The 26,056-nt window shown below is 53.8% G+C and carries 22 protein-coding genes and 1 pseudogene; 16 read left to right on the top strand and 7 right to left on the bottom strand.

What is annotated here, in order from left to right; all coding sequences use genetic code 11:
- Nucleotides 1-196: 196 nt before the first annotated feature.
- Nucleotides 197-817 (top strand): DJ-1/PfpI family protein, encoded by a 621-nt coding sequence (locus tag IDM49_RS00565; RefSeq protein ID WP_190724648.1) that lies wholly within the window; start codon nucleotides 197-199, stop codon nucleotides 815-817.
- An 83-nt stretch (nucleotides 818-900) separates the two neighbouring features.
- Here the strand turns inward: IDM49_RS00565 and IDM49_RS00570 are convergent, their stop codons facing one another.
- The gene (locus IDM49_RS00570) at nucleotides 901-3,072 is read right to left on the bottom strand and encodes a 5'-nucleotidase C-terminal domain-containing protein (RefSeq protein WP_190724649.1); all 2,172 of its coding nucleotides are present in this window, start codon (nucleotides 3,070-3,072) and stop codon (nucleotides 901-903) included.
- A 220-nt stretch (nucleotides 3,073-3,292) separates the two neighbouring features.
- On the opposite strand from IDM49_RS00570, the gene IDM49_RS12165 reads away from it, so the two are divergent.
- The 4 genes and pseudogenes from IDM49_RS12165 (at nucleotide 3,293) to IDM49_RS00585 (ending at nucleotide 5,012) form a co-directional block, all read left to right on the top strand.
- Complete coding sequence (locus IDM49_RS12165) at nucleotides 3,293-3,538, top strand: SDR family NAD(P)-dependent oxidoreductase (RefSeq protein ID WP_228008122.1); 246 nt, start codon at nucleotides 3,293-3,295, stop codon at nucleotides 3,536-3,538.
- Between the two features lie 12 nt (nucleotides 3,539-3,550).
- Nucleotides 3,551-4,117, top strand: a pseudogene (locus tag IDM49_RS00575) (SDR family oxidoreductase); the annotation flags it as partial.
- Nucleotides 4,118-4,139: 22 nt separating this feature from the next.
- Nucleotides 4,140-4,508 carry a nuclear transport factor 2 family protein gene (locus IDM49_RS00580; RefSeq protein ID WP_190724650.1) on the top strand — a complete coding sequence of 123 codons (369 nt, stop codon included), beginning with the start codon at nucleotides 4,140-4,142 and terminating at the stop codon, nucleotides 4,506-4,508.
- A 297-nt stretch (nucleotides 4,509-4,805) separates the two neighbouring features.
- Nucleotides 4,806-5,012 (top strand): cold-shock protein, encoded by a 207-nt coding sequence (locus tag IDM49_RS00585; RefSeq protein ID WP_168615242.1) that lies wholly within the window; start codon nucleotides 4,806-4,808, stop codon nucleotides 5,010-5,012.
- Between the two features lie 263 nt (nucleotides 5,013-5,275).
- Here the strand turns inward: IDM49_RS00585 and IDM49_RS00590 are convergent, their stop codons facing one another.
- Complete coding sequence (locus IDM49_RS00590; protein ID WP_190724651.1) at nucleotides 5,276-6,265, bottom strand: sucrase ferredoxin; 990 nt, start codon at nucleotides 6,263-6,265, stop codon at nucleotides 5,276-5,278.
- A 181-nt stretch (nucleotides 6,266-6,446) separates the two neighbouring features.
- On the opposite strand from IDM49_RS00590, the gene IDM49_RS00595 reads away from it, so the two are divergent.
- The 5 genes from IDM49_RS00595 (at nucleotide 6,447) to IDM49_RS00615 (ending at nucleotide 10,959) form a co-directional block, all read left to right on the top strand.
- On the top strand, nucleotides 6,447-6,848 hold the full coding sequence (locus IDM49_RS00595; protein ID WP_168615244.1) for an RNA-binding S4 domain-containing protein: 402 nt from the start codon (nucleotides 6,447-6,449) through the stop codon (nucleotides 6,846-6,848).
- Between the two features lie 103 nt (nucleotides 6,849-6,951).
- On the top strand, nucleotides 6,952-7,485 hold the full coding sequence (locus tag IDM49_RS00600) for a GNAT family N-acetyltransferase (protein ID WP_190724652.1): 534 nt from the start codon (nucleotides 6,952-6,954) through the stop codon (nucleotides 7,483-7,485).
- A 95-nt stretch (nucleotides 7,486-7,580) separates the two neighbouring features.
- Entirely contained in the window at nucleotides 7,581-8,057 is a 477-nt protein-coding gene (locus IDM49_RS00605) for a pyridoxamine 5'-phosphate oxidase family protein (protein ID WP_168615246.1), read from the top strand.
- Nucleotides 8,058-8,226: 169 nt separating this feature from the next.
- A complete protein-coding gene (locus IDM49_RS00610) occupies nucleotides 8,227-9,627 on the top strand; it encodes an MATE family efflux transporter (RefSeq protein ID WP_228008123.1) in 1,401 nt (466 codons plus the stop codon).
- A gap of 174 nt (nucleotides 9,628-9,801) precedes the next feature.
- A complete protein-coding gene (locus IDM49_RS00615; protein WP_190724653.1) occupies nucleotides 9,802-10,959 on the top strand; it encodes a DUF308 domain-containing protein in 1,158 nt (385 codons plus the stop codon).
- A 145-nt stretch (nucleotides 10,960-11,104) separates the two neighbouring features.
- Here IDM49_RS00615 and IDM49_RS00620 read toward each other — a convergent pair whose 3' ends face one another.
- Together IDM49_RS00620 and IDM49_RS00625 are read right to left on the bottom strand one after the other, a co-directional pair.
- The gene (locus IDM49_RS00620; RefSeq protein ID WP_190724654.1) at nucleotides 11,105-13,999 is read right to left on the bottom strand and encodes a YhgE/Pip domain-containing protein; all 2,895 of its coding nucleotides are present in this window, start codon (nucleotides 13,997-13,999) and stop codon (nucleotides 11,105-11,107) included.
- A gap of 50 nt (nucleotides 14,000-14,049) precedes the next feature.
- Nucleotides 14,050-14,670, bottom strand: coding sequence for a TetR/AcrR family transcriptional regulator (locus IDM49_RS00625; protein ID WP_190724655.1), 621 nt, complete (start codon nucleotides 14,668-14,670; stop codon nucleotides 14,050-14,052).
- 275 nt (nucleotides 14,671-14,945) lie between these two features.
- On the opposite strand from IDM49_RS00625, the gene IDM49_RS00630 reads away from it, so the two are divergent.
- The 5 genes from IDM49_RS00630 (at nucleotide 14,946) to IDM49_RS00650 (ending at nucleotide 20,449) form a co-directional block, all read left to right on the top strand.
- Complete coding sequence (locus tag IDM49_RS00630) at nucleotides 14,946-15,449, top strand: mycothiol transferase (RefSeq protein ID WP_190724656.1); 504 nt, start codon at nucleotides 14,946-14,948, stop codon at nucleotides 15,447-15,449.
- A 181-nt stretch (nucleotides 15,450-15,630) separates the two neighbouring features.
- Nucleotides 15,631-17,124 (top strand): DUF1846 domain-containing protein, encoded by a 1,494-nt coding sequence (locus tag IDM49_RS00635; RefSeq protein ID WP_190724657.1) that lies wholly within the window; start codon nucleotides 15,631-15,633, stop codon nucleotides 17,122-17,124.
- Nucleotides 17,125-17,334: 210 nt separating this feature from the next.
- On the top strand, nucleotides 17,335-18,258 hold the full coding sequence (locus IDM49_RS00640) for an SPFH domain-containing protein (protein WP_190724658.1): 924 nt from the start codon (nucleotides 17,335-17,337) through the stop codon (nucleotides 18,256-18,258).
- Nucleotides 18,259-18,686: 428 nt separating this feature from the next.
- The gene (locus tag IDM49_RS00645; RefSeq protein ID WP_190724660.1) at nucleotides 18,687-19,721 is read left to right on the top strand and encodes an HNH endonuclease signature motif containing protein; all 1,035 of its coding nucleotides are present in this window, start codon (nucleotides 18,687-18,689) and stop codon (nucleotides 19,719-19,721) included.
- A gap of 35 nt (nucleotides 19,722-19,756) precedes the next feature.
- A complete protein-coding gene (locus IDM49_RS00650) occupies nucleotides 19,757-20,449 on the top strand; it encodes a PDDEXK family nuclease (protein ID WP_190724661.1) in 693 nt (230 codons plus the stop codon).
- Between the two features lie 4 nt (nucleotides 20,450-20,453).
- Here the strand turns inward: IDM49_RS00650 and dcm are convergent, their stop codons facing one another.
- Both dcm and IDM49_RS00660 read right to left on the bottom strand, forming a co-directional pair.
- A complete protein-coding gene (gene dcm, locus IDM49_RS00655; protein ID WP_190724662.1) occupies nucleotides 20,454-21,731 on the bottom strand; it encodes a DNA (cytosine-5-)-methyltransferase in 1,278 nt (425 codons plus the stop codon).
- Nucleotides 21,732-21,837: 106 nt separating this feature from the next.
- Nucleotides 21,838-23,433 carry a Sau3AI family type II restriction endonuclease gene (locus tag IDM49_RS00660; RefSeq protein ID WP_190724663.1) on the bottom strand — a complete coding sequence of 532 codons (1,596 nt, stop codon included), beginning with the start codon at nucleotides 23,431-23,433 and terminating at the stop codon, nucleotides 21,838-21,840.
- Between the two features lie 322 nt (nucleotides 23,434-23,755).
- On the opposite strand from IDM49_RS00660, the gene IDM49_RS00665 reads away from it, so the two are divergent.
- A complete protein-coding gene (locus IDM49_RS00665) occupies nucleotides 23,756-25,330 on the top strand; it encodes a hypothetical protein (protein ID WP_190724664.1) in 1,575 nt (524 codons plus the stop codon).
- Nucleotides 25,331-25,410: 80 nt separating this feature from the next.
- Here the strand turns inward: IDM49_RS00665 and IDM49_RS00670 are convergent, their stop codons facing one another.
- Nucleotides 25,411-26,010, bottom strand: a complete 600-nt coding sequence (locus IDM49_RS00670) for a PIN domain-containing protein (protein WP_190724665.1) — start codon at nucleotides 26,008-26,010, stop codon at nucleotides 25,411-25,413.
- Nucleotides 26,011-26,056 lie beyond the last annotated feature (46 nt).

The raw sequence follows: 26,056 nt of genomic DNA on the forward strand, positions 1-26,056 counted from the left end.
AAAGAAAACTTCAGTTTCAACGGTGGCGGTTTTTACGCCGTCACCCTTAAAGAGCAGGTTTCACCGATTTCATGACGCAAAAACAAAAAACTTTTTTAAAAAAGTTAAAAATCTCGCCGAGACTGCACTTTAACCCTGTTTTTGGGCGAAAATCCGGGTTAAAGTGCAGGCTCGGCGCCGGGCATAGACTAGAAGAATGACAACTCCCACCAGCCCCGCGGGCACCCGCCGGATCTCAGTGATTCTCTTTGACGGCTTTGAACTGCTGGACGTCTTCGGCCCAGTTGAACTCCTCAACCTGGTGGCCGCGTACACCGTAGAGTTCGCATCCCCCAAAAGCGGTGCTGTTGCCAGTTCTCAAGGCGTGCAGGTGATTGCCGAGAAAAGCTACGCAGACCTTGCCAAGGATTGCGACATCATCCTCATCCCCGGCGGCGCAGGTACGCGTCCTCTCGCGGAAAATCAGGAGTTCTTGGCCTGGCTCAAAGGTGTTGCTGACAGGGCCCAACTCGTTCTCTCTGTCTGTACAGGTTCCGCTTTGTTAGCAGCTGCCGGTGCTCTTGAAGGTTACGCTACCACCAGCAACAAACGGGCTTTCGCGTGGGCATCGTCATTTGGGGAAAACGTCGAATGGAAATCTTGCGCTCGCTGGGTGCACGACAGAAATCGGTGGACGTCCTCCGGTGTTGCCGCGGGTATGGATATGACGGCGGCTCTTATCGCCCATGAACAAGGGCAGGACGTTGCGGACGCCATCACGCGACGCATCGAGCTTAATGTCTCGCGGGATTCAGAGAACGACCCGTTCGCCGCCTAGAATACACGCAAGGGGTCACTCACCCTTTAAAAACAGCGGGTTTTTGAAGGGTAAGTGACCCCTCGGCGGTGTAGAAGAAAAAGCTAGGCCTTCTTGCGGCGGCTCACCATCAATGCTGCGCCACCGGTCAGGAGCAACAGGGCGGACGCGATAAGGACGCCAGCCACGTGCGCGCCGGTATGCGCCAACGCGCCACGCGAGATAGCGGAGGAACTCGCGTCCTCACGTGCCACAGTGGCGGAGTCATCCTGGTTCACAGTGACAGGCTGGGGCTGACCTGCAGCGGAATCCGCGTCACCCACAGAAACCGAAGGGTCTTTGCTTTCTGCCGATGCTGGAACAGGCGTTACAACCGAAGAATCCTCACCGGGTGCTACCTCAGACGGAGCGGGTGCAGGCTGGCTGGGGTCAACCTCGCTAGGAGCGGGCATAGGTTCGCTCGGTGCCGGCTCGCTCGGAACGGGTTCCTGTACAGCCGCGCTGGTGCCAACAGTCCAGCTCTGCTCAAAGAAGTCAGCCGGATCAATGGTCTTGTGCTCGATCGCCCAGTCAATCATGAGGTCACGAACAGCCTTCTGCTCCTCATAAACAATGGGTGCGTTCGTCACGTGCGGGTAACCCGAGCCGCCCGACCAGCGGTAGTTGTTCACGGCGAGAACCACGCGCGCATCGTCTGCCAGTTCGGTACCGTCGGCAAGAGTGAGGTTTTCAATGCGCTGCCCAACGGGCTTTGAAATGTTGATGTGATAGTTGACGCCCGAGAGAATATCGTAGGAATAATCGGGAATACCGCGGGTGTCGCCGGGATAAATCTCGTTGGTCACGGTTGACCAGTCCGCAATCTCAGCGCCGGGCTCCTGCTGCTTGTAGTAGCGGGCGGAGTACTCCAGGTAGTCCTTAATCTGCGCGCCGGTCATCTCAACACCGTAGAGGGTGTTGTCATAGATGTAGAGACCAGCCATGTCGGCAATAGTCACGTCGCCCTGATTGAACACGGCGGTGCGTGAGAACGGAGATGCTTCAGCCAGCACCGGCAGGCCCTCGTACTGGGTGCCCTTCAACGCGCGGGTAAGTTCATCGGTTTGGACGCGGTTAATAAAGTCGACAATCGCGGTGTCTTCCCACGCGCTGGTGGCCGCTGGCATCTGTTCGGTGGACTGTGCCACCACAGTCTGCACCCACTGCTGAGTCTGTGAGTGATAGGGTTCAATTGCCGCAAGAACCGCGGGATCCTGCGCAAAATCAGGGGCGTTCACAGCGGTAGCGGTGGGTTGTGCGTCATCAGACCACAGCACCTCAATATCGCCGTCAGCCTCTTTCACCAGCGGGATCTGAATATCAGAGAGAAAACGCGCCCAGTAACCGGGTTGCGTAAACAGTACGCGCTCGCCGTTCATATTGGTGAAGTACTCCTGTACCTTGTCGGTACGGTGCGAGTGCCCACCCACCACAACGTCAACGTCGGTGGACTGCTCAGCAACAGATTTTGCAACGTTTTCGGTGAGATCCGCCTGGTTGTAAACGTAACCGTCGGCGTCTAAGCCGGTGTGCGCCAGTACGATGACGACGTCCGCGCCCTCAGCCTTCACCTTCGGTGCCCACTGCGCGGCGGTGGCTGCGGCGTCCTTAAACTCGAGGTTGCCGCTGACGGTTGCCTTGTCCCAGGTACTCACGCCCGGGGTGACAACGCCAATAACGCCGACCTTGACCTCTTCACCGTTCACGGTTTTGGTGAACATTTCGTAGGGCTTGTAGGCGGGTTGACCGGTCTTGACGTCGATAACGTTTGCGCCGAGCAACGGCATATTGAGATCGTCAACGTACTGCGCCGATGCCTCGAGTCCGTAGTTGAATTCGTGGTTGCCGACCACACCCGCGTCGTAACCTAGCATGTTGAAGACGGACGCCATGGGGTCGGTGGTCTCAGCGATGCGGTGCTGCTGGTAGTAGCTCGCCAGGGGAGTGCCCTGGTTGGCGTCGCCGTTATCAAGAAGCAGGGTTGACTCGGCGCCGCGTTCGGTACGCAACTGTTTGATAGCGGTTGAAAGGTGGTCCATGCCCAGCGCCTTAGCCGAATCTTTCGCGCCGAAAGTTTGGCCGGTGAAGTAGTCGTAGTCAACGGCGTGGCTGTGGACATCCGTGGTGGCGAGAACGGTGAGATTGCCGATGCGAGTGTCACCGTCAGCGGCGTAACCGGGTGCGAGCGAGCCGGTGGCAAGGCTCAGGCCCAGAATGAAAGCAAAAGAGCGCTTCATGAAAGGTTCCTTCAGATTCCTCAAAAGTGAAAGATGTGTGCCCTTTTATTATGCCTGGTGAGGGCGGTAGATTCTTGTTTCCGCGAGGGGTCTCCACAGCTTATCTGCGCGACTAGAGCGTCTTTCCAGAGTCACCCCATCAACAAAAATATTCGTAACATCCACCTCTGCCGTAAAAATAAGAGTTGAATAAGAAAAAAGCATATTTCAAGGAGCTGCCATGAAAAACGTTTCAGTTCTTATCGGTGCAGGTTCTATTGGCGAGGCAATTATCCGCCGCATAGCTACAGGGCACACCGTCATCGTCGCAGACCTCAACCGCGATAACGCGCAACGCGTGGTAGAAACCCTGCTCAACGCTGGCTTCGATGCGCAAGCTACCACCGTAGACCTTGCGCAACGTGCATCCATTCAAGAACTCGCTGACCTCGCCAGCTCACTCGGAGCCGTCACAAACGTCATTTAGGCAGCGGGAGTCTCCCCTTCTCAGGCGCCGGTTAACACCATCTTGCGTGTTGATCTCTACGGCACCGCTGTCGTCCTAGAAATCTTTGGCAGCATTATTGCTGAAGGTGGTAACGGCATCGTTATTTCATCGCAGTCCGGGTATCGCATGCCAGCCTTGAGCGTGGAACAAGACGCTCTTTTAGCAACTACCCCCGCAGAACAACTGTTAGAACTCGACTTCGTCACCAGCGTCAACGACACCCTCCATGCCTACCAAGTATCCAAGCGCGGTAACGGTCTGCGCGTCAAAGGCGAATCACCACAGTGGGGCAAGCGCGGCGCTCGTTTGAACGCCATTAGTCCGGGCATCGTTTACACGCCGCTTGCTCGCGATGAGCTTACCGGTCCTCGTGGTGAATGCTATCGTCGCATGCTCGAATTATCGCCAGTAGGACGCGGCGGAACACCCGATGAGATTGGCGAACTAGCGGCCTTTATCTGCGGCCGCTACGGAGGATACATCTCCGGCAGTGACTTCTTGGTGGATGGCGGAGTTACCGCGTCTTGGTTCTACGGCGACCTGAAGCCTGAAAAATAAGACAACCTGTTAAGAGAAAGGTATGAACGACAAAAACGAGATTCTGCATGTTTACCGCGAATACCTTGATGCGATGGTTGCCGGGGGCACTGAAAAAATCGCTGAGTTTATTACCGACGATTTTGTGCTGGTGCATATTACCGGGTACGAACAGCCCGGTGAAGAGTGGCTTCGAGAGATGGGGCAGGGGCAATTCATTTATCACGGCGCACGTGAGCAGACTGAACCTACCCTTACCGTATCGGGGAATTCAGCTCAGCTGAGCAGTCGCATCATCACCGATGCTACCGTCTATGGCTCCCGCAACAACTGGCATCTTGCTTTCACCATTGATTTTGTGCAACAGGGCGGAAACTGGTTGCTGGCGCGCAACCAGGCTCGCACCTGGTAGGCGGATTTTGCCTGGGCAGAGAGCTAAAAACTTCCGCGAGAGGGGTCACTTATCGTTCAAAATCAGCGGGTTTTCGAACGATAAGTGACCCCTCGCGGGTACGGTGGAGGAGACATATCCCTCTTAATGCAAAGAATCCTCAAAAATAGCGTAGGCTGAGAGTGTGCCCACTGGTTGGTGTAGTAAGTCTTTGAAGCTTTTTGTTTTTTGTTTTGCGTTTCATCTTCTTGGAAAAAGATAGGGCACACCTTTCGCGTTTGAGGTTTGAGCGCACTTTTCCAAAAGGAAGAAATACATATGGCTACTGGCACCGTAAAATGGTTTAACTCCGAAAAAGGCTACGGATTTATCCAGCCCGATGACGGCTCAGAAGATTTGTTCGCGCATTTCTCCGCGATTAACTCAGGCGGTTTCCGCTCACTCGAAGAGGGCGACTCCGTAGCTTACGACGCTGAAAAGGGCGATCGTGGCATGCAGGCAGCAAATATCACTGTTCTGCGCTAAAGCATTTAGCTTTTAGGATTTCTCATGCTCGACCATCCCGCCCGGGGTGGTCGAGTTTTTTGTTTAAGGTGACCACAAAAACATCACTGTAACCACGTAAACGTCAAAATACTCCCTTAAATGCGCTGATTATGATGGTTTCGTGGTCACTTTGGACGCCGGAGCTGGGGGAGGGTATGGACGCCGGGATGCGGCGGGCGCTAGGGCCGGGGCGTGGACGCGGGTGTTCGGGGGCGTTGTGCCTGGGCCTTGCGGGTGCGGGATTATATGGGACGCACTTCGAGGACTTCCACGCTCTTGCCTGCCTTGGGTGCTTTGCCGCACGATGCGTAGACCTCTGGCAACTTCTGGACGCGGGTGCTCACCAGCCAGCGACGACCGTCGAGGTGGGTGACGCGGGAATAGGTGAGCGTCGCATCCTGTGTACTTTGATCGATCTGCGAGCCTAAGTTTGCAGAAAAACTACCTGTTGCGGTTTGCGTTTCACGTGAAACATTGAGGTGTGAAACCAGTGGGAACTCGCCGCCCTCTGCCAATAACTCGCGAACGGCAATCTCGGCAGCCTGCTCGGGTGCCGCGTACATAGAGCGCCCGCGCAGCCCGTCAAGGGCGGGAGCCTCACCTTCACGCATCGCGCCGAATGCGGCCCGCGCGTTGTCGGCCGTTAGGCGGCCGTAGGTGTACCCCGAGGGGAGCATGATAGAGACCGGCGCAAAGCGGTGACCGCCGGTGTGCGAACACTCCCAAGCATCGCCAGGATGCTCCGCGGCAAGCTCGCCGGCAATCGGGCGTCCGACAATGGCGCAGCAGCGATCACGCTTAGAATGTGCGCAAACCAAAGCTAAGGGGTTGTTTTTGACGATAATTCCGGGGATGAACTCGGGCTGATTCAATGAAAGCTCCAAGAGGTCCTCTGGTTTTTCAACCGTCATTTCGTAGAGGAGGTTCAGTTCAGCCTGCGCGATGAAGACTTTCCGCGGCGTATCCGTGGCGATTTGCCCCTCGCGTCCGGGCTTGCGGATGAGCAGAAACCGTGCGCCTGCATCCTTCATCTTTTCTGACAGGGCGGCGGAAAGTTCATCACCAAAAACACTGCCATCGAGCACGTCTTTGCCCCAGCCGCCGGGGTGCTCGAGCGCAACCCAAAGTTTCTCGGTGGACGCCGTGCCAGCAAGGGGTTCTGCGTTGAGCAGAGAGCAAGAATCTGCCGGTCGAAGGGGTGTACGGATGCTGCGCGCGGGTAGGTCAGTCATGTTTTCAGTCTAGTTCCACGAAGTAACCGGCGAAAAGTTGATCCTCAGCGGGCGGTGCTGATGCGAGCGTTGACCCGGCGTTTTTCGCTTGAACCGGCGGTTGGTTATAGCCGGTTCGCCCGAAAGCGCCGGGTCAATAATGTGCCTGCCCGCACTGTGCCGCATCCACTAGGCTTGAGGTATGGCTGAAACAACCAAGCAAAGCACTGAACCCCAAAAGCCGGCGCGCGTGGATGCGTGGCTGTGGTCCGTGCGCGTTTTTAAGACGCGCGGGTTGGCAACAGATGAGTGCAACGCCGGGCACGTGCGTGTGAACGATGAGCACGTGAAACCCTCGCAGAAACTCAAAATCGGCGATATTGTGCGCGTGCGCTACCCGGGCTGGGAGAAGGTTCTGCGCGTTGAAAAGATGATTTCTAAGCGCGTGGGCGCACCGGTTGCGGTCACCTGCTACGAGGACCTGTCGGAGCCGCGTCCTTCGTACTTCAGCGCGGGTGTTCCGCGACGCGACCGCGGCACCGGACGTCCTACCAAGAGCGAACGACGCGAGCTCGATAAGCTTCGCGGCTACGAAAAGTCATAAATTATGCTGACAGCCGGTGTGAGGTAGCCACTAGATATACCCTCACATTCTTTGTTAGTGTTGTGCGCCTTGCCCGTTACCCGGCGAATCGAAGGATGATTGAATGAACATTACCTACCGTTCCGCAACACCCGATGACGCTCTTGCTGTGAGCGAGCTGGCGCGCGAACTTTTTCCGGATGCCTGCCCGCACTTTATTCCGGTGGATGCCATTGAGGAGTTCAACGATGACAAGCTGAATGAGACCGTGTTTGCGGAATTTTTGGATCAGTCCGAGCGCATGATTATTAACCTTGCGCAGGGTGAAGACGGAAAACTGCTGGGCTACACCCTGCTTGATACTCAGCCTGATCCTGCCGAGCTGCTTGATACTGTTGATAAGAACTCTGCCTACCTCAGCAAGTTCTATGTGCACCCGGATGCGCGTGGCACCGGGGTCGCCCACGAGCTCATGGACCGCGTGGTTGACGATGCACAGCAAGCGGGTTTCGCGTCCGTTTTCTTGGGTACCAACATTTACAATGAGCGCGCTAACGCTTTCTACGCCAAAAACGGGTTTGAGATTGTGGGGGAGCGCATCTTTCCTTTTGCTCCCGGTATTGACTGCACCGATTACGTGCGCGCCCGCGTCCTTTAAATCTTTTGCGTTCTGACAAGGTGAGTCTTGCGCCGCGATGTAGTGACGCGCGGTACAGTAGGACAGTAAGCATACGTTTTATCTAAGGAGAGAACATGTCAGACCTGACTCAGAACGACGTTGTAGAAACCATGCGCGGTGAGCGCTTTGTTATGATGACCTCGGTATCCCCCAGCGGCAAGCTTGAATCGCACCCTATGGTTCCGCAACAGGTAACCGACGACGCCGATGTCTGGTTCTTTATCGGTTTGCAGGGCGAGCAGGCTCAGCAGCTTCGCCAGAACCCCTCAGCTAACCTCGCTTTCGCAGAGGCCGGCTCATGGCTGTCCGTTGCAGGCACCGTTGAGTTTGTAGACGACCGCTCAAAGATCGATGAGCTGTGGAGCGACAGCGTTGAAGCCTGGTTCGACGGTGGCAAGAGTGACCCCAACCTCGGACTGATTCGTTTCAACGGCGAATCCGCACAGTTCTGGGGCAGCCGCGGCGGCAAACTGGCGATGCTCTCATCCATCGCCAAATCTAAGATCACCGGCGAGCGTCCTTCGGGCACCAGCGGAACAGTAGAGCTCTAAAGCCACACCGCATCGGAACATAGTGAAGACCCCGCGTCCTTTATCAGATCAGGACGCGGGGTCTTTTGCATCTTGCGCTCGGTGGGATTGTCTGGGCGAAGAAGTAACGCTCCTTACGAACGCTACCGCAACAATGCACACCCGCCTCTCTTGAAACTAGAGTGGAGACGTGAGCATCAAACCCAAGACCCCGCAAAGCCAGCCCACCGCGCAAGAAGGTAGCACCGCGTCCAGCCGCACACCCGCGTCCTTCAACCGGCAGATTCTCGCCCTGGCAATCCCTGCTTTCGGCGCACTTATCGCCGAGCCGCTGTTTGTCATGGCTGACTCTGCAATTATCGGGCACCTGGGCACGCCGCAACTTGCTGGGTTGACACTGGGCTCAACCGTGGTGCAAACCGTCATCGGCTTCAGCGTTTTCTTGAGCTACTCCACCACTCCTGCGGTGGCTCGTGCCTTCGGCGCGGGCAATCTCAAGCAGGCATACACGGCAGGACGCGACGGCCTACTCACCGCCTTGCTGCTGGGCGTTCTCGTGGGCGGTATTTTGTGGATATTCGCTCCTGCAATCGTGACAATTTTGGGCGGGCAAGGCGATGTTCACGGCTTTGGCGTGGACTATTTACGCTGGTCAATGCCCGGTTTACCCGCCATGCTCGCGGTGCTCGCTGCTGTAGGCGTCCTGCGCGGAATGCAAGACACCAAAACCCCGCTTTATGTGGCAACCGCCGGTGCTGTGCTGAATGCGGCACTCAACTGGGTACTCGTGTACCCGGTAGGCATGGGCGTGGCAGGCTCAGCGCTGGGCACCTCGGTGGTGCAATGGCTCATGGCTCTGGTTCTCGGAGCAATGGTGGTTCGCGGTATGCGCGCGCACGGCGTTCCCTTCGCGCTCCACGGCAGCGGTGTGCTCGGCGTGCTGAAAGTAGGATCCTGGCTCATGTTGCGCACACTCTCCATGCGCATTGCCCTGCTCGCCACCGTCTTCGTCGCCACCGCACAGGGCGCAGAAAACCTCGCCGCCTACCAGCTCGTGCTCACCTTCTTCAACTTCCTCGCCTTCGCCCTCGACTCCCTGGCCATCGCCGCCCAAGCACTACTCGGCAAGGAACTCGGCGCTCGCGACCTCACCCTCCTTGAAGAACGCGACGCCGTAGTCCATCTCAAAAACCGACTGGTGCGCTGGGCACTCGGCTTCGGCGTGGTGACCGCGCTCCTATGCCCACTCATTGGATTCTTCGCAGCCCCACTCTTTACTGCCGACCCCGCCGTGCAATACCTCTTCGCGCGCGCCCTACTGGTGGTCGCCGTAGGGCAGCCACTCGCGTCCTACGTCTTCATTCTCGACGGCGTACTCATCGGCGCACAGGACGTACGGTACTTGGCGCTCGCATCCTTAGTGAACGCGGTGGTTTACCTGCCCATGCTGGTTGCGGTTTACCTGGTGTTCTCGGGCGATGCGACGGCGGCGGGTTTTGTGTGGCTGTGGATTAGCTACGCCATTGGCTACATGGGGATGCGTGCGCTCACCTTGGGGTATCGCGCGCGTGCGGGCGTATGGATTAAATGAGGGCGCCGCCGCGTCACTCCGTCGTAACTTTCCGTGGATTTGCGCTGTAAAAACGCCGAAATTACAACGCAAATCCACGGAAAGTGAAATGTGCGAGGTTTATTAACCCGTAAAGAATGAAAACTTTATAAAAAGCTTTCAGTTTTCTTTCAGCTTCACCCTACAATGTGAGCTATGAGCGAGAATCAGAACAACCCATTTTCTTCAGACACCCCCGATAACAGCGCGTCAGATCTAAACTCCGACACGCAACACACCACCGGCGGAAGCTACTCAGCGAACTCAGCGCAGAATTCAGCAGAGGGCTTCGGCTCATCATCCACCGAGAACCCGGCACCTAGCGAGCAGGGTTTTTCATCATCTCAGGGTGCTTACGGCCAGCAGCAGGACGCTTACTCCGGCCAGAGCCCCTACAGCAGCCAGGCATCCACCAGCCCCTACAGCTCTTACAACAGCCAGCCGAACGGTCAGTCAACCGCCGGCCAGTACGGCGCATCCGCCTATGGCGCGCAGAACACCGGCGGCCAGTACGGTAACCAGAACCCCTACGGCAATCAGTACAACGGCACTCAGGCTCCTGCAAAGAAGCAGAAGAACGTGCTCGGCATTGTCTCTATCGCACTGTCAGCTCTCGGCCTGATTCTCGGATGCGTTCCGGCTATCATGTTCCTCGGCTGGATTCTGTTGTTCGCAGGTTTTGTCACCGGCATCGTGGGTCTCTTCCAGAGATTCAAAGAAAAAGTCACCCCGATTATCGGCATTGCGCTCTCAGTTCTCGGTTCGATTATCGCGGGTATCGTTTTCTTCTTTGTCGTTGCAGGAGCAGTAGCGGACGCGACCTCATCCTCTTACGAAGAAGTTGAGTCAACGCCTTACGCATCCGAATCCTCGTACTCTTCACCCAGCGTAGCTGCGACCGAAGAACCCACTGTTCCCGAGGGCGTCCTTGCTTTTGGTAAGACCGCTGAATACAACGACGGCCTGAAAGTTACTATTTCAGAGCCCGCCGATTTTACGCCTAGCGACACCTCAGCAAGCATCGGCGATGACTCGGTGCAAAACCACCGCAAGTTCACGATCACCATTGAAAACGGCACCAAAGAAGCTTACGACCCCACCTCGGTTTATCTTTCGGGTAACTCCGGTGGCAAAGAAATGTCTAAGGTGTTCGACTCTGAACAGAACATTTCAAGCGGCCCTGAAGGCAAGATTTTGCCCGGCGACAAGGTCTCTTACGACGCTGTATTTGGGGTTGCAGATCCCGAGAACATTACTTTGGAAGTAAGTCCTGATTACGATCGTGAGAGCGTTATCTTCACCAACAAAAAGTAAGCATCTTCGCGATTATATAAAAGTGCCCCTCACGTTATAAGCGTGAGGGGCACTTTTGCGGAGGAACCAACTTTCTGTGGATTTACGCTGTTGTCTATAACGCGAATCCACACAAAGCGAGGCTGGCAACGGGCCTGTTGGGCCGCTAAGCCTTCACCAGCTTACGAGTGGTATCGGCGTTTCCAGACCACGCGCGTCGTTCTTTGCGCTGGCGAATAAATGCCGCCAGCCACAGCAGAGCAAGACCGATGAGCGACCACACTACCATTACGGTGATACCGTGAGCCACGCCGATATCGCCGCCAGCAATGAAGGAGCGGAATGCCTCAACCGCGTAGGTGAGAGGTAGCCACGGGTGCATTGCTTGGAAGAAACCGGGCGCGGTTTCAATGGGATAAGTACCGCCTGCGGAGGCCAGCTGCACTGCAGTGAGGATGAGAGCTAAGAAGCGTCCCGGAGGGCCTAGCAGTGCAACTAGTGCCTGGTTGATGGCGTAGTAGGTCACTGCGGTGAGTAGCACGAACAACATGAGACCGCCGAGATCGTGCACCTTCACATCAACTACCGAAACCAGAATGCCGACCATCACGAGACCCTGCACCAGACCCATGAGCACTGAGCGCATGTAGGAGCGCAGTGCGCCAAAGAGCGCTAGCTTGTCGTGGCGTACATGGCTTGACGTCAGCGCCGGGAACATGAGGAAGAACGCGATTGCGCCAACCCACAGCGATAGTGCCATGAAGTAGGGTGCCAAGCCGTGACCGTAGGTGGGTACCTCGTGCAGGCGGGTGGACTCAACCTTGACGGGATCGGATGCGACGCCCGAGAGATGGTCAGATTCGCTGTTGGTGTAGGTGGGTACCTGGTCTTTGCCTTCGGCGAGACCACTGGCAAGATCGTGTGAGCCACCGTTGAGATCGCCCAAGCCGGAGCTCAAATCTGCTGAGCCTTGCTCTGCATCTGATGCGCCGTCGTTCAGGCTTTGTGTGCCGTCGGCAAGGGTGTTTGCGCCGGATGCGAGGTCGCCGGTTCCTGTTGCCAGGCTGTTAGCGCCTCCGGCGAGAGTTCCTAGACCGGAGTTCAGTTCGATTGCGCCGCCTGCTACTTGTGAGGTGGCGTCCTTGAGCTTATTTGCACCGTCAGAGGCACTGGACACAGCGTCGCTGACCTGCCCCATTCCGCCGGAGAGCTGGCTGACTCCGTCGGCGAGGTTGTCAGCGCCGGTGGCGAGGTCGCCCGTGCCGGTGGAGAGCTGGTTGGCGCCAGTAAGAAGATCACCGGTTCCTGCTGAAAGCTTGTCAGCGCCGGTGGCGAGGTCGCCCGTGCCGGTGGAGAGTCGGTCTGCGCCGGAGGCGAGGTCGCCGGTTCCGCCGGCGAGCTGGTCGGCACCCGCGCGGGCAGAGGCTACGCCGTCGCCCAAGGTGTTAATACCCTCGTTGAGTGACTGTGCGCCGGTAGCTAGATTGCCTGCACCGTCGACCAGCTGACTTGTTCCTCCTGCCAACTGTTGTGCGCCACCGTTGAGGGCCGCTAAGCCAGTGCCCTGCTCTGCGGATCCGGCGAGGTCGGTTGCACCAGTGTTAAGTGCTTGCGCACCGTCGTTAACGTCTTTCGCACCATCCGCGAGCGTCTGCGTCCCTGCGGCAAGAGCTGCTACTGCAGCTTTACGCTGCTCATCGTTCATCGCATCCCAATTAGTGAGTAACGACTGCGCGCCGTCGTTGACGCCGGTTGCGCCCTTAGACAGGGTGTCCGTTCCTGTTGCTAAAGTGCCTGCGCCAGCTGCAAGTTCCTGCGAGCCGTCATAGGCAGTTTGAGTTCCGGCGGCGAGCTTCTGCGCGCCGTCATCAACACCCTGTGCGCCTTCCTTGAGAGCGTTTCCACCGTCGCTGAGTGCCTGTGCACCAGAGGTAAGAGTTTCACCCTCGGTGCCGTTGACCTTAGCGTCCATATCCTGCAGACCCTTATCGAGTGCCTGCGCTCCGTTGTTAACGTCATTGGCGCCGGTTGCCAACGATTTCGCGCCATCATCGGCTGAGTGTGCGCCGGTTGCCAGTGACTTTGCGCCATCATCGGCACTCTTCACGCCGGTTGCCAGCTGTTTCGCGCCGTCATCGACGGTGTGCGCGCCATCTGCCAGTGCCTGCGCACCATCGTTGAGCTGCTGCGCCTGTGCTGGCACCTCAGAGAGCTTGGTGTTGAGTTCACCCAAGCCGCTTGCTAAATCCGATGCGCCCTGGTTGGTTTGTGTTGCACCGTCGGCAAGAGTGGCAGAACCTGTTGCGGCATCGTTCGCGCCGGTTGCCAGCTGCTGTGCCCCATCGTTAGCGGATGCGGCACCGTCGGCGAGATCGTGTGCGCCGTCGTTTACTTGGGTTGCACCGGATGAAAGTTCACCCAAGCCAGAGTTTAGTTGTACTGCACCATCCTCTGCGCTTTGAGTGCCGTCAGCGAGCTTGTTGGCACCGTCAGAAGCGTCAGACAGGCTGCTGTGAATGTCGTTAAAACCGGTGTAAATGTTGCCCAGGTACTTCTTGGCGACCTCGGAATCCAGGTTGTTTTCAAGCGACTTAGCGATGGATGCGCTGATGCTGCCCATGACCACGTTTGAACCGTCGTTGGAAGTCACAGTAATTTGCGCAGGGGTTGCTGTCGATGGGTCATCGTTGCCAATCGACGTCGTGTTCTGTGAGAAGTTCTCCGGAATGCGCAAAACTGCGTAAACGTCACCATCCTCTAATGCCTTTTCGGCATCCTCCTCGCTCATCTGTTGCCAGTCGAGGTTGCTCTTCGAGGTGGAGTTCACGAGTTCCTCGGTGACAGTCTGGCCGAGGTTTACCTGGTCGCCTCCGTTAGGTGGAGTTACCGCACGGTCACTGTTGACTATAGCAGCGGGCACGGTATCTAGATTGTTTGTTGGATCAAAAACCGATGAAATCAGCATGGCTGAATAAATCATCGGCACCAGTGCAATAGCGAAAAGAACGATAAGTTTTTGCGCTAGACTGCGAGATTTAATCGATGAAATTTTCTTTCTCATCTCATCTCTTTTCTTACTTCTGTAAATTTTGTCTCTGTTAAAACTAAAAATTAATTGGCGTATTCGGGATAGGCAGTGTTGAAGTCTTCTTGGCTCACGCCTGCAGAATGTAGCAACAGGATTCCCACGTGGTCAGCCAGTTCTTCAGGATGAATCTCAGTGGATTCGTCGAGGATGCGTCGCGCCAACAACCAGACCACTCCGGCGCTCATAAAGTGCGCCTGTTCGAGGGGGGATACCGGACTTTTGCGTGTGCGTAGCACCGGACCCATGGGAGAGCGGTCAAGGATCTTGTTGGCAATCATTTCGAGAACATCGTTGGTTGCTGTGTATCCGCCTACTCCGCGTAGAACGTTAATGTAGAACGTCCTGTTCTTGTTCATTTCAGCGAGCATGAGGCGAAAGTTGGTGCGCGCAAACTGAGCCCATGACGTATTGAGGGTAATCGGTTGCGTGGCGTTGAATGTAGCGTTCAGGCGGTCTTGCGTTGCCGCCTGCACGAGTGCTTTCATGTCTCCGAAATGCTGGTAGAAGGTGGGTCGGCTGACGCCGGCTTCTTTCACCATGTCACTCACATTCAGTTCGGGTGAGGTTGAAGAGTCAAGGATGCGCGTCATCGCGTCAATCAGTGCTTGGCTGCTACGTGCGGTGCGAGGATCTTGACCTGTCATCGCTTTACTCTTCCTGGTTGCTCGTGATGGTTCTGTCGATTTATCAACACCACTAATTTACACCTGTAAGAAAAATGTGCAAGCTGGAGGGGTGTTGGAGCGGTAAATGAGGTCAGTTGCACAATAACCGGTGATGTAACGCGCATACGGGAGTAGGGTTGAAGAAGCTGGGTAACTCCTAGGATTCCGCTTATCTGCTGAGGTTTTAGCTACTTGTTGAGAGCGAAGCGTCAGGCGTGCCAGCTAGATATCAACGCAGACAGAAAGAACACCCCATGAATTCAACAGATATTCTGCTCGACCTGGCGTCGCGTCCCGGTCAGGCACTGGAAACGCTCGCGTCTAGCCTTACCCCCGAATTGCTTAACGCACACCCCGGCGATCACGACAACTCGGTAGCGTGGTTGCTGTGGCACACCGGGCGAGAGATTGATGTGCAGCTTTCTATGCTTTCAGGGGAGGGCGAAGTGTGGTCAGCTCAAGACTTTAAAGCCCAGTTTGACTTGGGTGAACTCGGTGACGGCGTGGGTTACAAGCACTCGCCCGAGGATGCTCGTGCCATCGTCGTGAGCGATGCTCAACCGCTTATCAAGTACGTTAACGCGACGTTGAGCGCGCTGGTCGCTTACATTAAGACCCTCTCTGAAGCTGACCTTTCCGAAGTTATCGACACCTCGTGGGATCCGGTTGTAACCCGCGGTGCGCGTCTAGTCAGCATCGTTGACGACGCTGCTCAGCACATCGCACAGGCTGCCTACATTGTGGGTATGACGCTCTAAAATCGCGCCTAGAAAGCCCTCGATGACAGTGCGCATCGCCGACCAAAATATTGCGGTGCGCACTTTTTAAACCCCAATTTAGGGTGCTGCATTAATAAGGATGCGACGCTCTCGCTCGCGTGTACAAGATAACGTCCACAGGCATTTAGCCCGTGAAAATCGCGTGCTATGCTTGAATTCCATGGTGAATAAAATTGGTTTTGACCGTGAGAAATACATCGAGATGCAGTCGGCGCATATTCAGGAGCGTCGCGAGCAGCTAGGTGGCAAGCTTTACCTCGAAATGGGTGGCAAGCTTTTTGATGATATGCACGCATCACGTGTGCTTCCGGGCTTCACTCCCGACAATAAGATCGCAATGTTGGATAACATTCGCGACGAAGTTGAAATTCTTATCTGCATTAACGCCAAGGATCTCGAGCGCCAGAAAATGCGCGCTGACTTGGGAATTTCCTACGAAGATGACGTTTTGCGTCTGGTAGATGTTTTCCGTGACCGCGGCTTCTTGGTAGAACACATCGTCCTTACCCAGATGGAAGACGATGACCGTAAGGCTGTTGCATTCAAGGAACGCCTTGAACGTCTTGGCCTCAAAGTTTCACGCCACCGCGTGATCCCCGGTTACCCCACTAACACCGATTTGATCGTGTCAGAAGAGGGCCTGGGTCGCAATGAGTTTGCTGAAACTACCCGTGACCTGGTGGTCGTTACCGCACCCGGTCCCGGCTCAGGCAAGCTCGCAACCGCACTTTCGCAGGTTTACCACGAACGCAAGCGCGGTGTTGAAGCCGGCTACGCAAAGTTCGAGACCTTCCCGATTTGGAACCTGCCGCTGGAACACCCCGTCAACCTCGCATACGAAGCTGCAACCGTTGATCTCAATGACGCCAACGTCATTGATTACTTCCACCTGACTGCGCACGGCGAATCAACCGTCAACTACAACCGCGACGTAGAAGCATTCCCGCTACTCAAGACCATGCTGGAAAAGCTCACCGGCGAAACCCCCTACCAGTCACCGACTGACATGGGCGTTAACATGGCCGGCAACTGTATTACCGACGACGAGGCATGCCGTCACGCGTCTGAACAGGAAATCATTCGCCGCTACTTCAAGGCACTCGTTGATGAGGCACGCGGTGGCTTGGACTCAACCCAGTCAGACCGTGCAGCTGTTGTCATGGCGAAGGCAGGCGTTAAGGCTACTGACCGTGTGGTTGTTGAGCCCGCTCGCAAGCGCGAAGAAGAAACCTCACTGCCCGCAGCGGCTATCGAACTGCCGGACGGTAGCGTCGTCACCGGTCGCACCACCGACCTGCTCGGTTGCTCATCCGTGATGCTGCTGAACGCTCTCAAGCACCTTGCTGGCATCGATAAGGACGCACACCTGCTCTCACCCGAGTCGATTGCACCTATTCAGGCGCTCAAGACCGACCACCTGGGTAGCGCAAACCCGCGTCTGCACACCGACGAGGTGCTGATTGCGCTCTCCGTTTCGGCATCAACCGACGAGAACGCACGCGCAGCACTCGAGCAGCTCAAGAACCTGCGCGGATGCGACGTTCACACCACCACCATCCTGGGTTCAGTGGACGAAGGTATCTTCCGCAGCCTCGGCGTGCTGGTAACGTCAGACCCGAAGTTCCAGCGCAAGAGCCTGTACCAGAAGCGCTAAGGTAGGGGCGACGCCGCTGGCTGGTTGGCAGCGCGACTAACCCACCCGCATCCGCCGAGATCCTGATTTATCGACGAGATCCTGCTTTAAAACAGGATTTCGTCGATAAACCAGGATCTCGCTGTTTAAAAGAGAGCTGACGGTTGAGGCAGTCTTAGCCGCTAGGTAGAGTTAAGAGCGTAATATGACCCTACTCACGTAAGGAAAGGCATGTTCGCAATCGCCGGTTTTACCTTTGTTTTAATCATTCTTGGCATTCTCGCTGTCCTTCTGCTGATGAGCGTGCTGGTGGTGCCGCAATCCGACGTCTACGTGATTGAGAAGCTCGGTAAGTATCACCGCACCCTGTTTTCCGGGCTGCACTTTCGCCTGCCGGTGGTGGAACGCGTCGCCTACAAGCAGACCCTGCGCATCAAAGAGCTGGATCTGATGGTCGCCACCAAAACCAAAGACAATGTTTTTGTACAGGTGCCCGTGAACGTGCAGTACTTTGTGAACGAGAACGAGCAGGACATTCGCAACTCCGTCTACCGCCTGTCAAACCCCGAGAATCAGATGCGTTCTTACATTCAGCAGAACATTGTGGGCTCGCTGTCCAAGCTTGATTTGGACGAGGCATACGGCTCCCTGCATCAGGTCGGTTTGGCGTTGCAGGGCGAACTGACCGAGAAGATTGGCGAGTACGGTTACGTCATTAAAGACACCAACGTCATCGACGTTGAGCCTGCGCCCGAGGTGAAGGACGCGATGAACCAGGTGAACACATCCGAACGCAAGCGCCAGGCGCAGATTCTTACTGCCGAAGGTAATAAGGCGGCGGCGATTCTTGAGGCAGAGGCAGAGCGTGACGCGCGCCGTCTGCGCGGTGAGGGTATCGCGCAGGAGGGTGATGAGATCGCTAAGGGTATGAAGGAACGCATCGACAAGCTCAAGGATGCGGGTCTGACCGCTGATGCTGCCGTGGAGTGGTTGAAGTTCAACGACGGTATCGCGGTGTACACTGCGCTGGCCTCCAGCAATAACGCGAAGGTCATCATGATGGACAACAACCTAGGTCCGAACTCGGGCCAGCCCATGACGTCCGAGGACATTACGCGCAGCATCATCCGCGCCGACGAGGTACAAGGCAGGTAGCCCGCTGGGCCGATGCTGACCTGCTAACCCCTGGTGTTCCGCTCATCCGCTGAGTGTTTAACTACTCGCCGTGAGCGAAACGCCAGGGGTTTGTTGTGTGCGGACGCTGGTAGTTAGGGGAGGATGCTCGGCAGTCAGGCACGCCGTCACCAGCAGTCCCTCTCGCTCTTCACTCGCGCGGGGCGCTCGGAAGCGATTCACGCCAGCCCCGAGCCAGCTGGCGACGCACGCACCTGGCTACCTCCCCCGCCTGGCCGCCTCGACCCCGCCGTCCTGCCGCGTCGCGTCCTTATCTGACCTTGAACCGGCGTTTTTCGCTTGAGCCGGCGATAACCAACCGCCGGTTCAGCCTAAAAACACCGGGTCATTTTATGCGCCGCTCGGGCTGCCGCCTGGCATCACGTCCACGAAAAACCTAAGCTGCTTGTATGAGCACGCAGTTTACATCGCACCCTGAAATCGTTTACCCGCGTATTGCGGTGCCCGTCGAGTATGAGAACCGAAACGTGTGGCTGTTTCGCGCCTTGGATGATGCCGATAACCGCCGAGCGAAATCAGGTCTCATCTACGAAGATGATGTAAACAGCCAATATTCTTATAGCAACAATGTGCCCAACAGCAAACGGGTTGCTAAGGGCGATTTGGTGCTGGTGCGTGACAACCACGTTCTTTTTGGTGCCGCTGTTATCCAAGAAATTACAGAGCAAGAAACCACTCGTGAACAGTTACGTTGCCCTATCTGCAATAGCGCGAAGCTGTATTGGCGACCCAGCAAGAATGACTGGCGATGTGACGGCACCTGTCTTCGCCTCAATGGCCTATCGGCGGACGCTCGCAGTACGACTGAGCCTATAAGAAACACCGTCGCTAATACTTCTTACACCGCCTACTACGGTGATACATGGTCGGAGCTCTCAGGTGCCATGGTCGCGGGCGAGTTTTCTACGCTTTCAGATAAGTGGAACCCTCAGAACAGCATTGTGCAGCTTAACCCTGTGAAAGTTTTGGCGTTCTTTGACCGGTTGAAATTTTCGATTCGTGAGCAAATAGACGTAAAGACGGATGGGCTACTGGCGTCCGGTGGCTTTACTGAACGTACAGTGCGGACGCGGCGTGGTCAGACTCAGTTTCGAGCGCATCTTTTTGGCCGGTTTGGCTCTACATGTGCATTTACCGGCCCTTGTTACTTGGCAGCTTTGGACGCGGCACATCTCTACTCGTATGCGCAGGTAGGGGAGCATCGAGCTGGTGGTGGTCTCTTAATGCGTAGAGACCTGCACTCCTTATTTGATAGGGGTCTGCTAGGCATTGATAATCACCAAAGAATCACTATTCACGAAGACCTAACAACAACGCAGTACCGACCACTACTTGGCGAACGACTAAAGGTAGATATCGGGGAACAAGAAAAAGCGCTCCTCGCTAGGCATTCCGAGGAGTTTAAATTAAATCTAATGGTATAATTCTAAAGTTTTTAATTAATTTATAAGGATAATATATGAAATATGTTCTGCATTCCCATCGGTACGGTTTGGAAATTATCAATAATAACGAAGAATTTTCGCCTGTTTTTGAAGAGCTCCTTCAAGTAATCAAAGACTTGGATGAGGAAAAATTTATATCTGATTTCAAGAATTGGTTAAATAAAAATAAATCTGGGAAAAGCGTCTCTACTCTTATTAACGCATATTTCAAAGAAGAACTTCCAAAGTTTGGATGGAAAAAAGAGCCCCAAATATTTAAAGACCCCCTATATCAAAAGCAAGAAGGAAGCCGAGGAAATCCATGGAGACTTGATTTTTCCTATAAAGATATATTCTCAATGGAGGTGGCTTTTAATAATTCAGGGTCAATTATGGCTAATTTGATTAAGCCTGTCTTGGCTTCTGAATTGAATCACGTGGAGAAGCAATTCCAAACTAAAATAGGGCTTGTTATTGTAGCCACGCAAAATTTCAAAAGTTTAGGTGGTTTTGATAAAGCTGTTGGCACTTTTGAAAATTACATTCTCCACCTAGCTCCGTTGATGAATCAGCTTACTGTGCCAATGGTGGTTATTGGATTAGACTCTTTTGATACTTTTAGAGTTCTACCTAAAGAAAAAGGTGTTAGAGAAATTTCCGAGGTTGTTATGTTAAAGACGAATCAGAGTATAGAGAGTACAGTGCTGGAAGAGTTGAATAATAACTGATTATCTATTTCGCTCTCAGGGTGTGACGTCTGTAAATTACCTGCCCAATAGCATGTGGAATGCCCACTACTAGTGCGTTGCCCATGCAGAACGCGCGGTGTCCATCGGTCATGCCTGTATTAGTCCACCCGCGCGGGAAGCCTTGGATCTGATCCAGTTCATCAGGTACCAAGCGGCGGTAGCGGTCAGACTCGGGTTGCTGAATGACATGCTTGAAGCGAGAAGCCCCTGCTCCACCTTCGCCGGTTAGGATTGTGCGAGCAGGACGGTCTAGAGGATCAGGGAAGGACATTCCGCCCTCGGCGTAGGTGTACTCAAACCCGGTGGCCTTATTCACACGTTTTTCTTTTTTTGCGCCCTTCAAGTACTGCCAAGATGCGACCTTCTCGGGGTTGATAAAAAATTGTTCAGGCACTTCGTGCTCGGGAATCACGATATCGCTAAGTGTCTTTACGGGGCCGTCGTAAGATGCAAAAACCTTAGCGGTGTAAACCTTGCCATCTTGCATCACGCCTGAGTCCTGGAAGCGGGAGACCTTATCGCTAATTCCAAAATGGTTGCTGACTTCATAGGGGTCAGCTCCAATTTCGAAGGCGTTAACCCGTTCAACTCTGTCAGTGATTGGGAAAGCTTCGGCGAATACACCAATGTGGTTATTTACTTCCTCAAGATCCCACTTATCTTCAGTAAGTTCAGCGTAGATATAGACTCGCTTACGCTTCTGCGCAAAACCATATTCAGCTGCGTTAATGACTCTCCACTCAACGCTGTAGCCCAACGAGTAGAAGCAGGAGAGAATAATTGCAAAGTCGCGTCCACGCTGTTTTGAAGGTGACTTCAGAAGGCGGTCAACGTTCTCAAGAACCACATAACGAGGTCTCTTCATCTCAAGCGCTCGGTGAATGTCCCACCAGAGGACGCCCTTTTTGCCTTCAATTCCGTGAGATTGGGAGAGCGGCTTGGTGACAGAGTAGTCCTGGCAAGGAAAGCCTCCGCAGAGTAAGTCTGCGTCGGGGATTTCCACAAGTCCTGCTTCTACATCGTTAAGAACTTTATTGATATCCTCGTTGACAAAGTTTTCCGAGCCAAAACGTCGAGCGTAGCAACGTGCTGCAAACTGGCGGGTAGGGGTTCCCGGTGGTTCCCACTGGTTGGCCCAAACAGTTTCAAAATCACCAGCTGCAGGGAGCTCAAAGCCATCTTTCTGGTAACCCTCGAAGCCCAAGCGGAAACCGCCAACGCCCGCAAAGAGTTCGATGATGCGGATAGGCTTCTTAGTCACTGAAGGTCCCTTTCGTAGGTGGTATTTCTAGAGTATAGATCAGAACCTGTGTTCGGATCAAGTATTTAAGGTGAGATCCTCGCCATGTTCCCTTAAAAATACAGAATCAGCGAAGCAGCCCAGAACTAGAAATTACACATTTGATGTAATCCTTGTTCAGCCAGAGAGCTTGCCGTGTCATGTACTGTCCATCTGGAAGTCGTTCGGCATCGCGCTCTACATTTCCAACCTCTTTACCGTCTGCAAATCTGTATGCCGCTTTGTTAGCACTGGGGCGTAAATGGCATACAGGGTGTTCAGATGCATTCAGAAAATTGTTTGCCCAAGAAGATTTTTGAGGAGTGAAAACCACGCCTTCATTTGCTTTTCTTGCCGCGTCTTTCCAATATCCGTAGGCGGTGAGAGTTTGGTTCTCGCTAAACGCCTCGCCTCCTACATCTGACATCGGAACGTTCCAAAACATACCGCCCCTAAGAACGTATACACCTTGTTCACTCTCTTGGAATACGATGAACATATATTTAGGCGTTGTAAGCATCTCGTACCAGTCGGTATCTTCCCACTCCATGCCATCGGCAAACTGCGAGAACGATATTGTTCCCAGCTTGATATCTTCAGCAGGCCGAGATGCTCTGTTGAGGCGAACAACGCGAACAGCGATGCCAGCTTTTTCGAACTCCTCAATTTTTCCAGTTTTCGAGCCTAAAATCCGCATAGCTAGGCTTCTATAGCCTGATTTATTAATGCCATTTTTCTCAGTCAATAGCTCGACATCTGGAGCAATTTCATCGCAAATCTGTTGTGCTTCCCAGCCCACAAATTTGTTGACTTTTGACAGAGCAATTTCTTCGAGGGAGCTATGGTCAAGGTCCGAGGGTGATTCAATAAGTTTATCCGCAGCATCTTGCTCTTCCTTAAATTTCTGAACAACAGCAGTCATGTATGACTGTTTGAAAGAAAAGGCTCTAGATTTGGCGGGGATAAATTCTTCAGTGCCATCCTTATGGGTGAAAGGGTAGAACTGCGAGCGTAGGCTTCTTTTAGCGGTTGCACCTTTAGTGCACGCTCCCAGATATTTTGTAAGACCCTCGCTCAGCTCATGAGCTCGCCCTTCTCGGATGTACGAAGAAATAATGCGATAATCATCCGCAATAATTTTTAGATCTTCGGGGGATGGTGCAAATAGGTTGACCATCTTAATTTTCTGTAGGTCTTTTGAAGGAAGCGAGCGATCCCGTTCGTAATTAACCAGCAGAATATTCTGACTTTTTGCGGCGAGGGTGGAATCCTCGTACTCCTCAGCGATTTCTTTATTGTTGGGAATCATGGAGAGCACTAAACGCTCTCCAGCCTTTAACGTTTTAATCCCTTTTTTCTCCCCGCGCTGGGGCGTATAAGGCTCAATAGGCGATACCTTAAGCTCTACTCCCGCCTCTTTGAAGTCTGGCTCAGCTAGCGAGTTCGCGGTATAGCCGAAGTAGTGTTCCTCTAAGAGATTGCCCATGCCGCCTTTGCGGTTAGCGTCGTTGTATGTGGCTTCGGGAAGCAGCGTGTGAAAGCCCAACTCTACGACCTCTTTAAAAGTGCGGTCTCGCAGAAGCTTGGCATACTCCAAAATCTCCTGAGCGTTAGCAAAGTTAGCTTTTTTAAGCTCAGTGAGCTGATTTAGCATTTGTTGCTTGAGCTTATCGTCAATCATCATTTCACCTGCCGTGAGAAAAGAACTTTTAATTCCATTCTCTATCAGTTACTTGTAGATGTCTTGAGTCTCAAAAACGCCTGTAGCGAACTGTAAATAGTTGCTGTCGATTCTCCGCGTAATCAGAGACGCCCCTCAACTTTCCGTGGATTCGCGCTGTAAAAACGCCGAAATTTTAGCGTAAATCCACGGAAAGTGGGTGAGGAGGGCATTAAGGGATCGTTACGTCCCACCTAAATCCCAGTATTTCTGCGTTACCTAATAATCTAGGATAATGAGTAAAGACGGCGGAAGCTCCCCTTGTTTATAGGCAGAAAGAGTACAGATGGATACTCAGGAAGATCCCTATCCTAAAGTATGGAACCTTAAAACCTTTAACATCGTCATGGTTTCTATAGGCTCTGTAAGTCTGATCGTAGCTTTCATTTCGCTTTTGAATCGTGCGGCTCTGGGGCTCGTAATTGGAATCTCTATCGCCTTTTATGCCTGGGTGATTTATTACTTGGTGAACAAGCCCAATAAAACACGCCGTGAAACCTGGCAGCGTCATCGCCATGAATATCTAGTTGCGCGAAACAACCTCTACCGCTTCATCGCAGCATCCGAGAACTTTGCTTTGGAGCAGCTCGTTATTCGGGGTGAAGAGAACCAGCGCAGGTTTGAACGCGCAACCTCAAAGATGATGGAAAACGCCCTTGAGCTCATCCCCCAAGACCAGGCCATCGAAACAGCTCTCGATGAGCACGACCCCTTTGTCGATGAACCACTCACATACTACCGCCGGAACGCCCAGCTCATCTGGCACCAATGGCAACATGTGAAGATGAATGCGGCGTTTTGGTCTGGAAGTTCCCACCTAGATGAGGCAATAGCTCCTTTGGGTGAAGGGCTGAAAGAAGCGAAGGTCCGCATCATGTTGCTACAGCATCACATTCCTGTTGAAGCACGGTATTTCTTCGAAGACCGTTTCGACGAGTTGAGTGCTGCCATTCGCACGATTGAGCAAGCCACCGACGCCTTGCAGCGAAAAGAGAATCGAGCTGAACACGAGAAACTCCTGGTGGCGATGGTGGATGCTTTACGCTGCGGAACCGAAGCCACCGAAGCGATTCTGTCACATCTTAAGTTGCTTAAGCACGTCCACGTGGTGTCACCTCAAAACCCTGACGGAACTATTGCGACCCTACCTGATGAACGCACGCGCCTAGAGAGCGAAGACTACGTGCGCCTGCGACAAGGACTCTATCGCATCAATGCTACCTTCGCTCAGATGAAGCCTCACCCCGACTACGATTTCACCCGTATCGACCGCGAAATATCCCCCTTTGCCCTGCGATTCAATAGGTTCTGGAGGTGGTGGCAAAAGTTTCGTGAAATCGAGGTTTTGGAAAGAATAAGCGTTCTTATGATGGCTACTTTTGCGGTCCTCTTTACCATACTCGGTATAGAGCTAATAGAAAGCGGGCCCAGTAGCAAGAACGACTTTAATATAAGCATGGTATTGACGCTGATTAATGCCGGAATATTCTTTTTTGTAGCTCGCCACTTCTCAGACCGACTTGCTGAAAGCTATATTCAGGCATCAATTTTCCGGTCAACAGACAGCGCTTTGGAACTCCTACACGGGAATCTGTCTGAGATGATGCTGGGTCTGGACGATGAGCGTCTGCGCTCCCTCGTGCTATTTCAAACATTTGAAGCTGAAGGTGAATGGCCGCGCGTATTGACCGGTGACAAGCGACAAGCCTTGAAAGAAGAGGCTTTAGCGGATGCCTGGCGCGAGACTTTAGAGCTTACATCCATGCCACAGAGCGATAAGGACTACCGCTATATCGAGCGGGTTGAAGCCTTGGACGCGCAGGTGGTTGATCTCATGCACAACCGGCCGGGGAGAATTTAAGTTTCTTCCCACTTTCCGTGGATTTGCGCTGTAAAAATGGCGAAATAACAGCGCAAATCCACGAAAAGTGCAGGGCGGGGTTAAACCAAGCGTAAATAAACTTTTGAATGGATAAATTCGGCAAATTGTGGAGCTCCTGCTAGACGAAGACTCTCGCAAAGATTGGCGTCACGCTTCCGTTTGAGCGCATATTTCTCCTGAGAGAGGTACACCTTTTCGAAAGGTACTGTCGTGGGTAAAAACTCAACCAATTGCATCAAGAAATCGTCAGCGCTCAACGTCTCGTAAGAAAGAAGGTCTTCGCCGGTATGGGAGCATCCGAAATTAATCAACTTCTTATCGTTGGTGATAAGTGCGTCAACACCGGAAAACTCAGCGGCGGCATGCACATGTAAATCGTGTTCGTCGGGGTAGCCAGCGACTGGTTCAACGGGGAAGCCCTCTACTACCTCAAAGATGCACTCCCGAATTTGCTTGACTACTACCCGTCTAGCCTCGTCAGTAGAGGCCGGGTGCTGTTTACGCCAGTGATATGAGTATTCATCGATGACACCCTGTGATGTGTAAACCCTGAAAAATTCGTTTTCTGTTTCAAGCGACAGTAAAAGAATCCAGTCGCGCAACGTTTTGCTGTGCAGAATGTTGGCGTCTAAAAACACGGTATAAACATCGAGGCTCATAGGTAAAAATCTAATACCTATGAGCCTCGCGTTGTTTTTATTACAG

This window comes from Rothia terrae (genome assembly GCF_014705925.2).
Classification (GTDB): domain Bacteria; phylum Actinomycetota; class Actinomycetes; order Actinomycetales; family Micrococcaceae; genus Rothia; species Rothia terrae.

Excerpts from the sequence above, each read along its gene's own strand:
- IDM49_RS00670 (WP_190724665.1), bottom strand. The coding sequence starts at position 26,010 with ATGAGCCTCGATGTTTATACCGTGTTTTTAGACGCCAACATTCTGCAC.
- IDM49_RS12165 (WP_228008122.1), top strand. The coding sequence starts at position 3,293 with ATGAAAAACGTTTCAGTTCTTATCGGTGCAGGTTCTATTGGCGAGGCA.
- IDM49_RS00565 (WP_190724648.1), top strand. The coding sequence starts at position 197 with ATGACAACTCCCACCAGCCCCGCGGGCACCCGCCGGATCTCAGTGATT.
- IDM49_RS00645 (WP_190724660.1), top strand. The coding sequence starts at position 18,687 with ATGAGCACGCAGTTTACATCGCACCCTGAAATCGTTTACCCGCGTATT.
- IDM49_RS00570 (WP_190724649.1), bottom strand. The coding sequence starts at position 3,072 with ATGAAGCGCTCTTTTGCTTTCATTCTGGGCCTGAGCCTTGCCACCGGC.
- IDM49_RS00640 (WP_190724658.1), top strand. The coding sequence starts at position 17,335 with ATGTTCGCAATCGCCGGTTTTACCTTTGTTTTAATCATTCTTGGCATT.
- IDM49_RS00580 (WP_190724650.1), top strand. The coding sequence starts at position 4,140 with ATGAACGACAAAAACGAGATTCTGCATGTTTACCGCGAATACCTTGAT.
- IDM49_RS00615 (WP_190724653.1), top strand. The coding sequence starts at position 9,802 with ATGAGCGAGAATCAGAACAACCCATTTTCTTCAGACACCCCCGATAAC.
- IDM49_RS00630 (WP_190724656.1), top strand. The coding sequence starts at position 14,946 with ATGAATTCAACAGATATTCTGCTCGACCTGGCGTCGCGTCCCGGTCAG.
- IDM49_RS00625 (WP_190724655.1), bottom strand. The coding sequence starts at position 14,670 with ATGACAGGTCAAGATCCTCGCACCGCACGTAGCAGCCAAGCACTGATT.
- IDM49_RS00595 (WP_168615244.1), top strand. The coding sequence starts at position 6,447 with ATGGCTGAAACAACCAAGCAAAGCACTGAACCCCAAAAGCCGGCGCGC.
- IDM49_RS00605 (WP_168615246.1), top strand. The coding sequence starts at position 7,581 with ATGTCAGACCTGACTCAGAACGACGTTGTAGAAACCATGCGCGGTGAG.
- IDM49_RS00665 (WP_190724664.1), top strand. The coding sequence starts at position 23,756 with ATGGATACTCAGGAAGATCCCTATCCTAAAGTATGGAACCTTAAAACC.
- IDM49_RS00635 (WP_190724657.1), top strand. The coding sequence starts at position 15,631 with ATGGTGAATAAAATTGGTTTTGACCGTGAGAAATACATCGAGATGCAG.
- IDM49_RS00600 (WP_190724652.1), top strand. The coding sequence starts at position 6,952 with ATGAACATTACCTACCGTTCCGCAACACCCGATGACGCTCTTGCTGTG.
- IDM49_RS00660 (WP_190724663.1), bottom strand. The coding sequence starts at position 23,433 with ATGATGATTGACGATAAGCTCAAGCAACAAATGCTAAATCAGCTCACT.
- IDM49_RS00585 (WP_168615242.1), top strand. The coding sequence starts at position 4,806 with ATGGCTACTGGCACCGTAAAATGGTTTAACTCCGAAAAAGGCTACGGA.
- IDM49_RS00650 (WP_190724661.1), top strand. The coding sequence starts at position 19,757 with ATGAAATATGTTCTGCATTCCCATCGGTACGGTTTGGAAATTATCAAT.
- IDM49_RS00620 (WP_190724654.1), bottom strand. The coding sequence starts at position 13,999 with ATGAGAAAGAAAATTTCATCGATTAAATCTCGCAGTCTAGCGCAAAAA.
- IDM49_RS00590 (WP_190724651.1), bottom strand. The coding sequence starts at position 6,265 with ATGACTGACCTACCCGCGCGCAGCATCCGTACACCCCTTCGACCGGCA.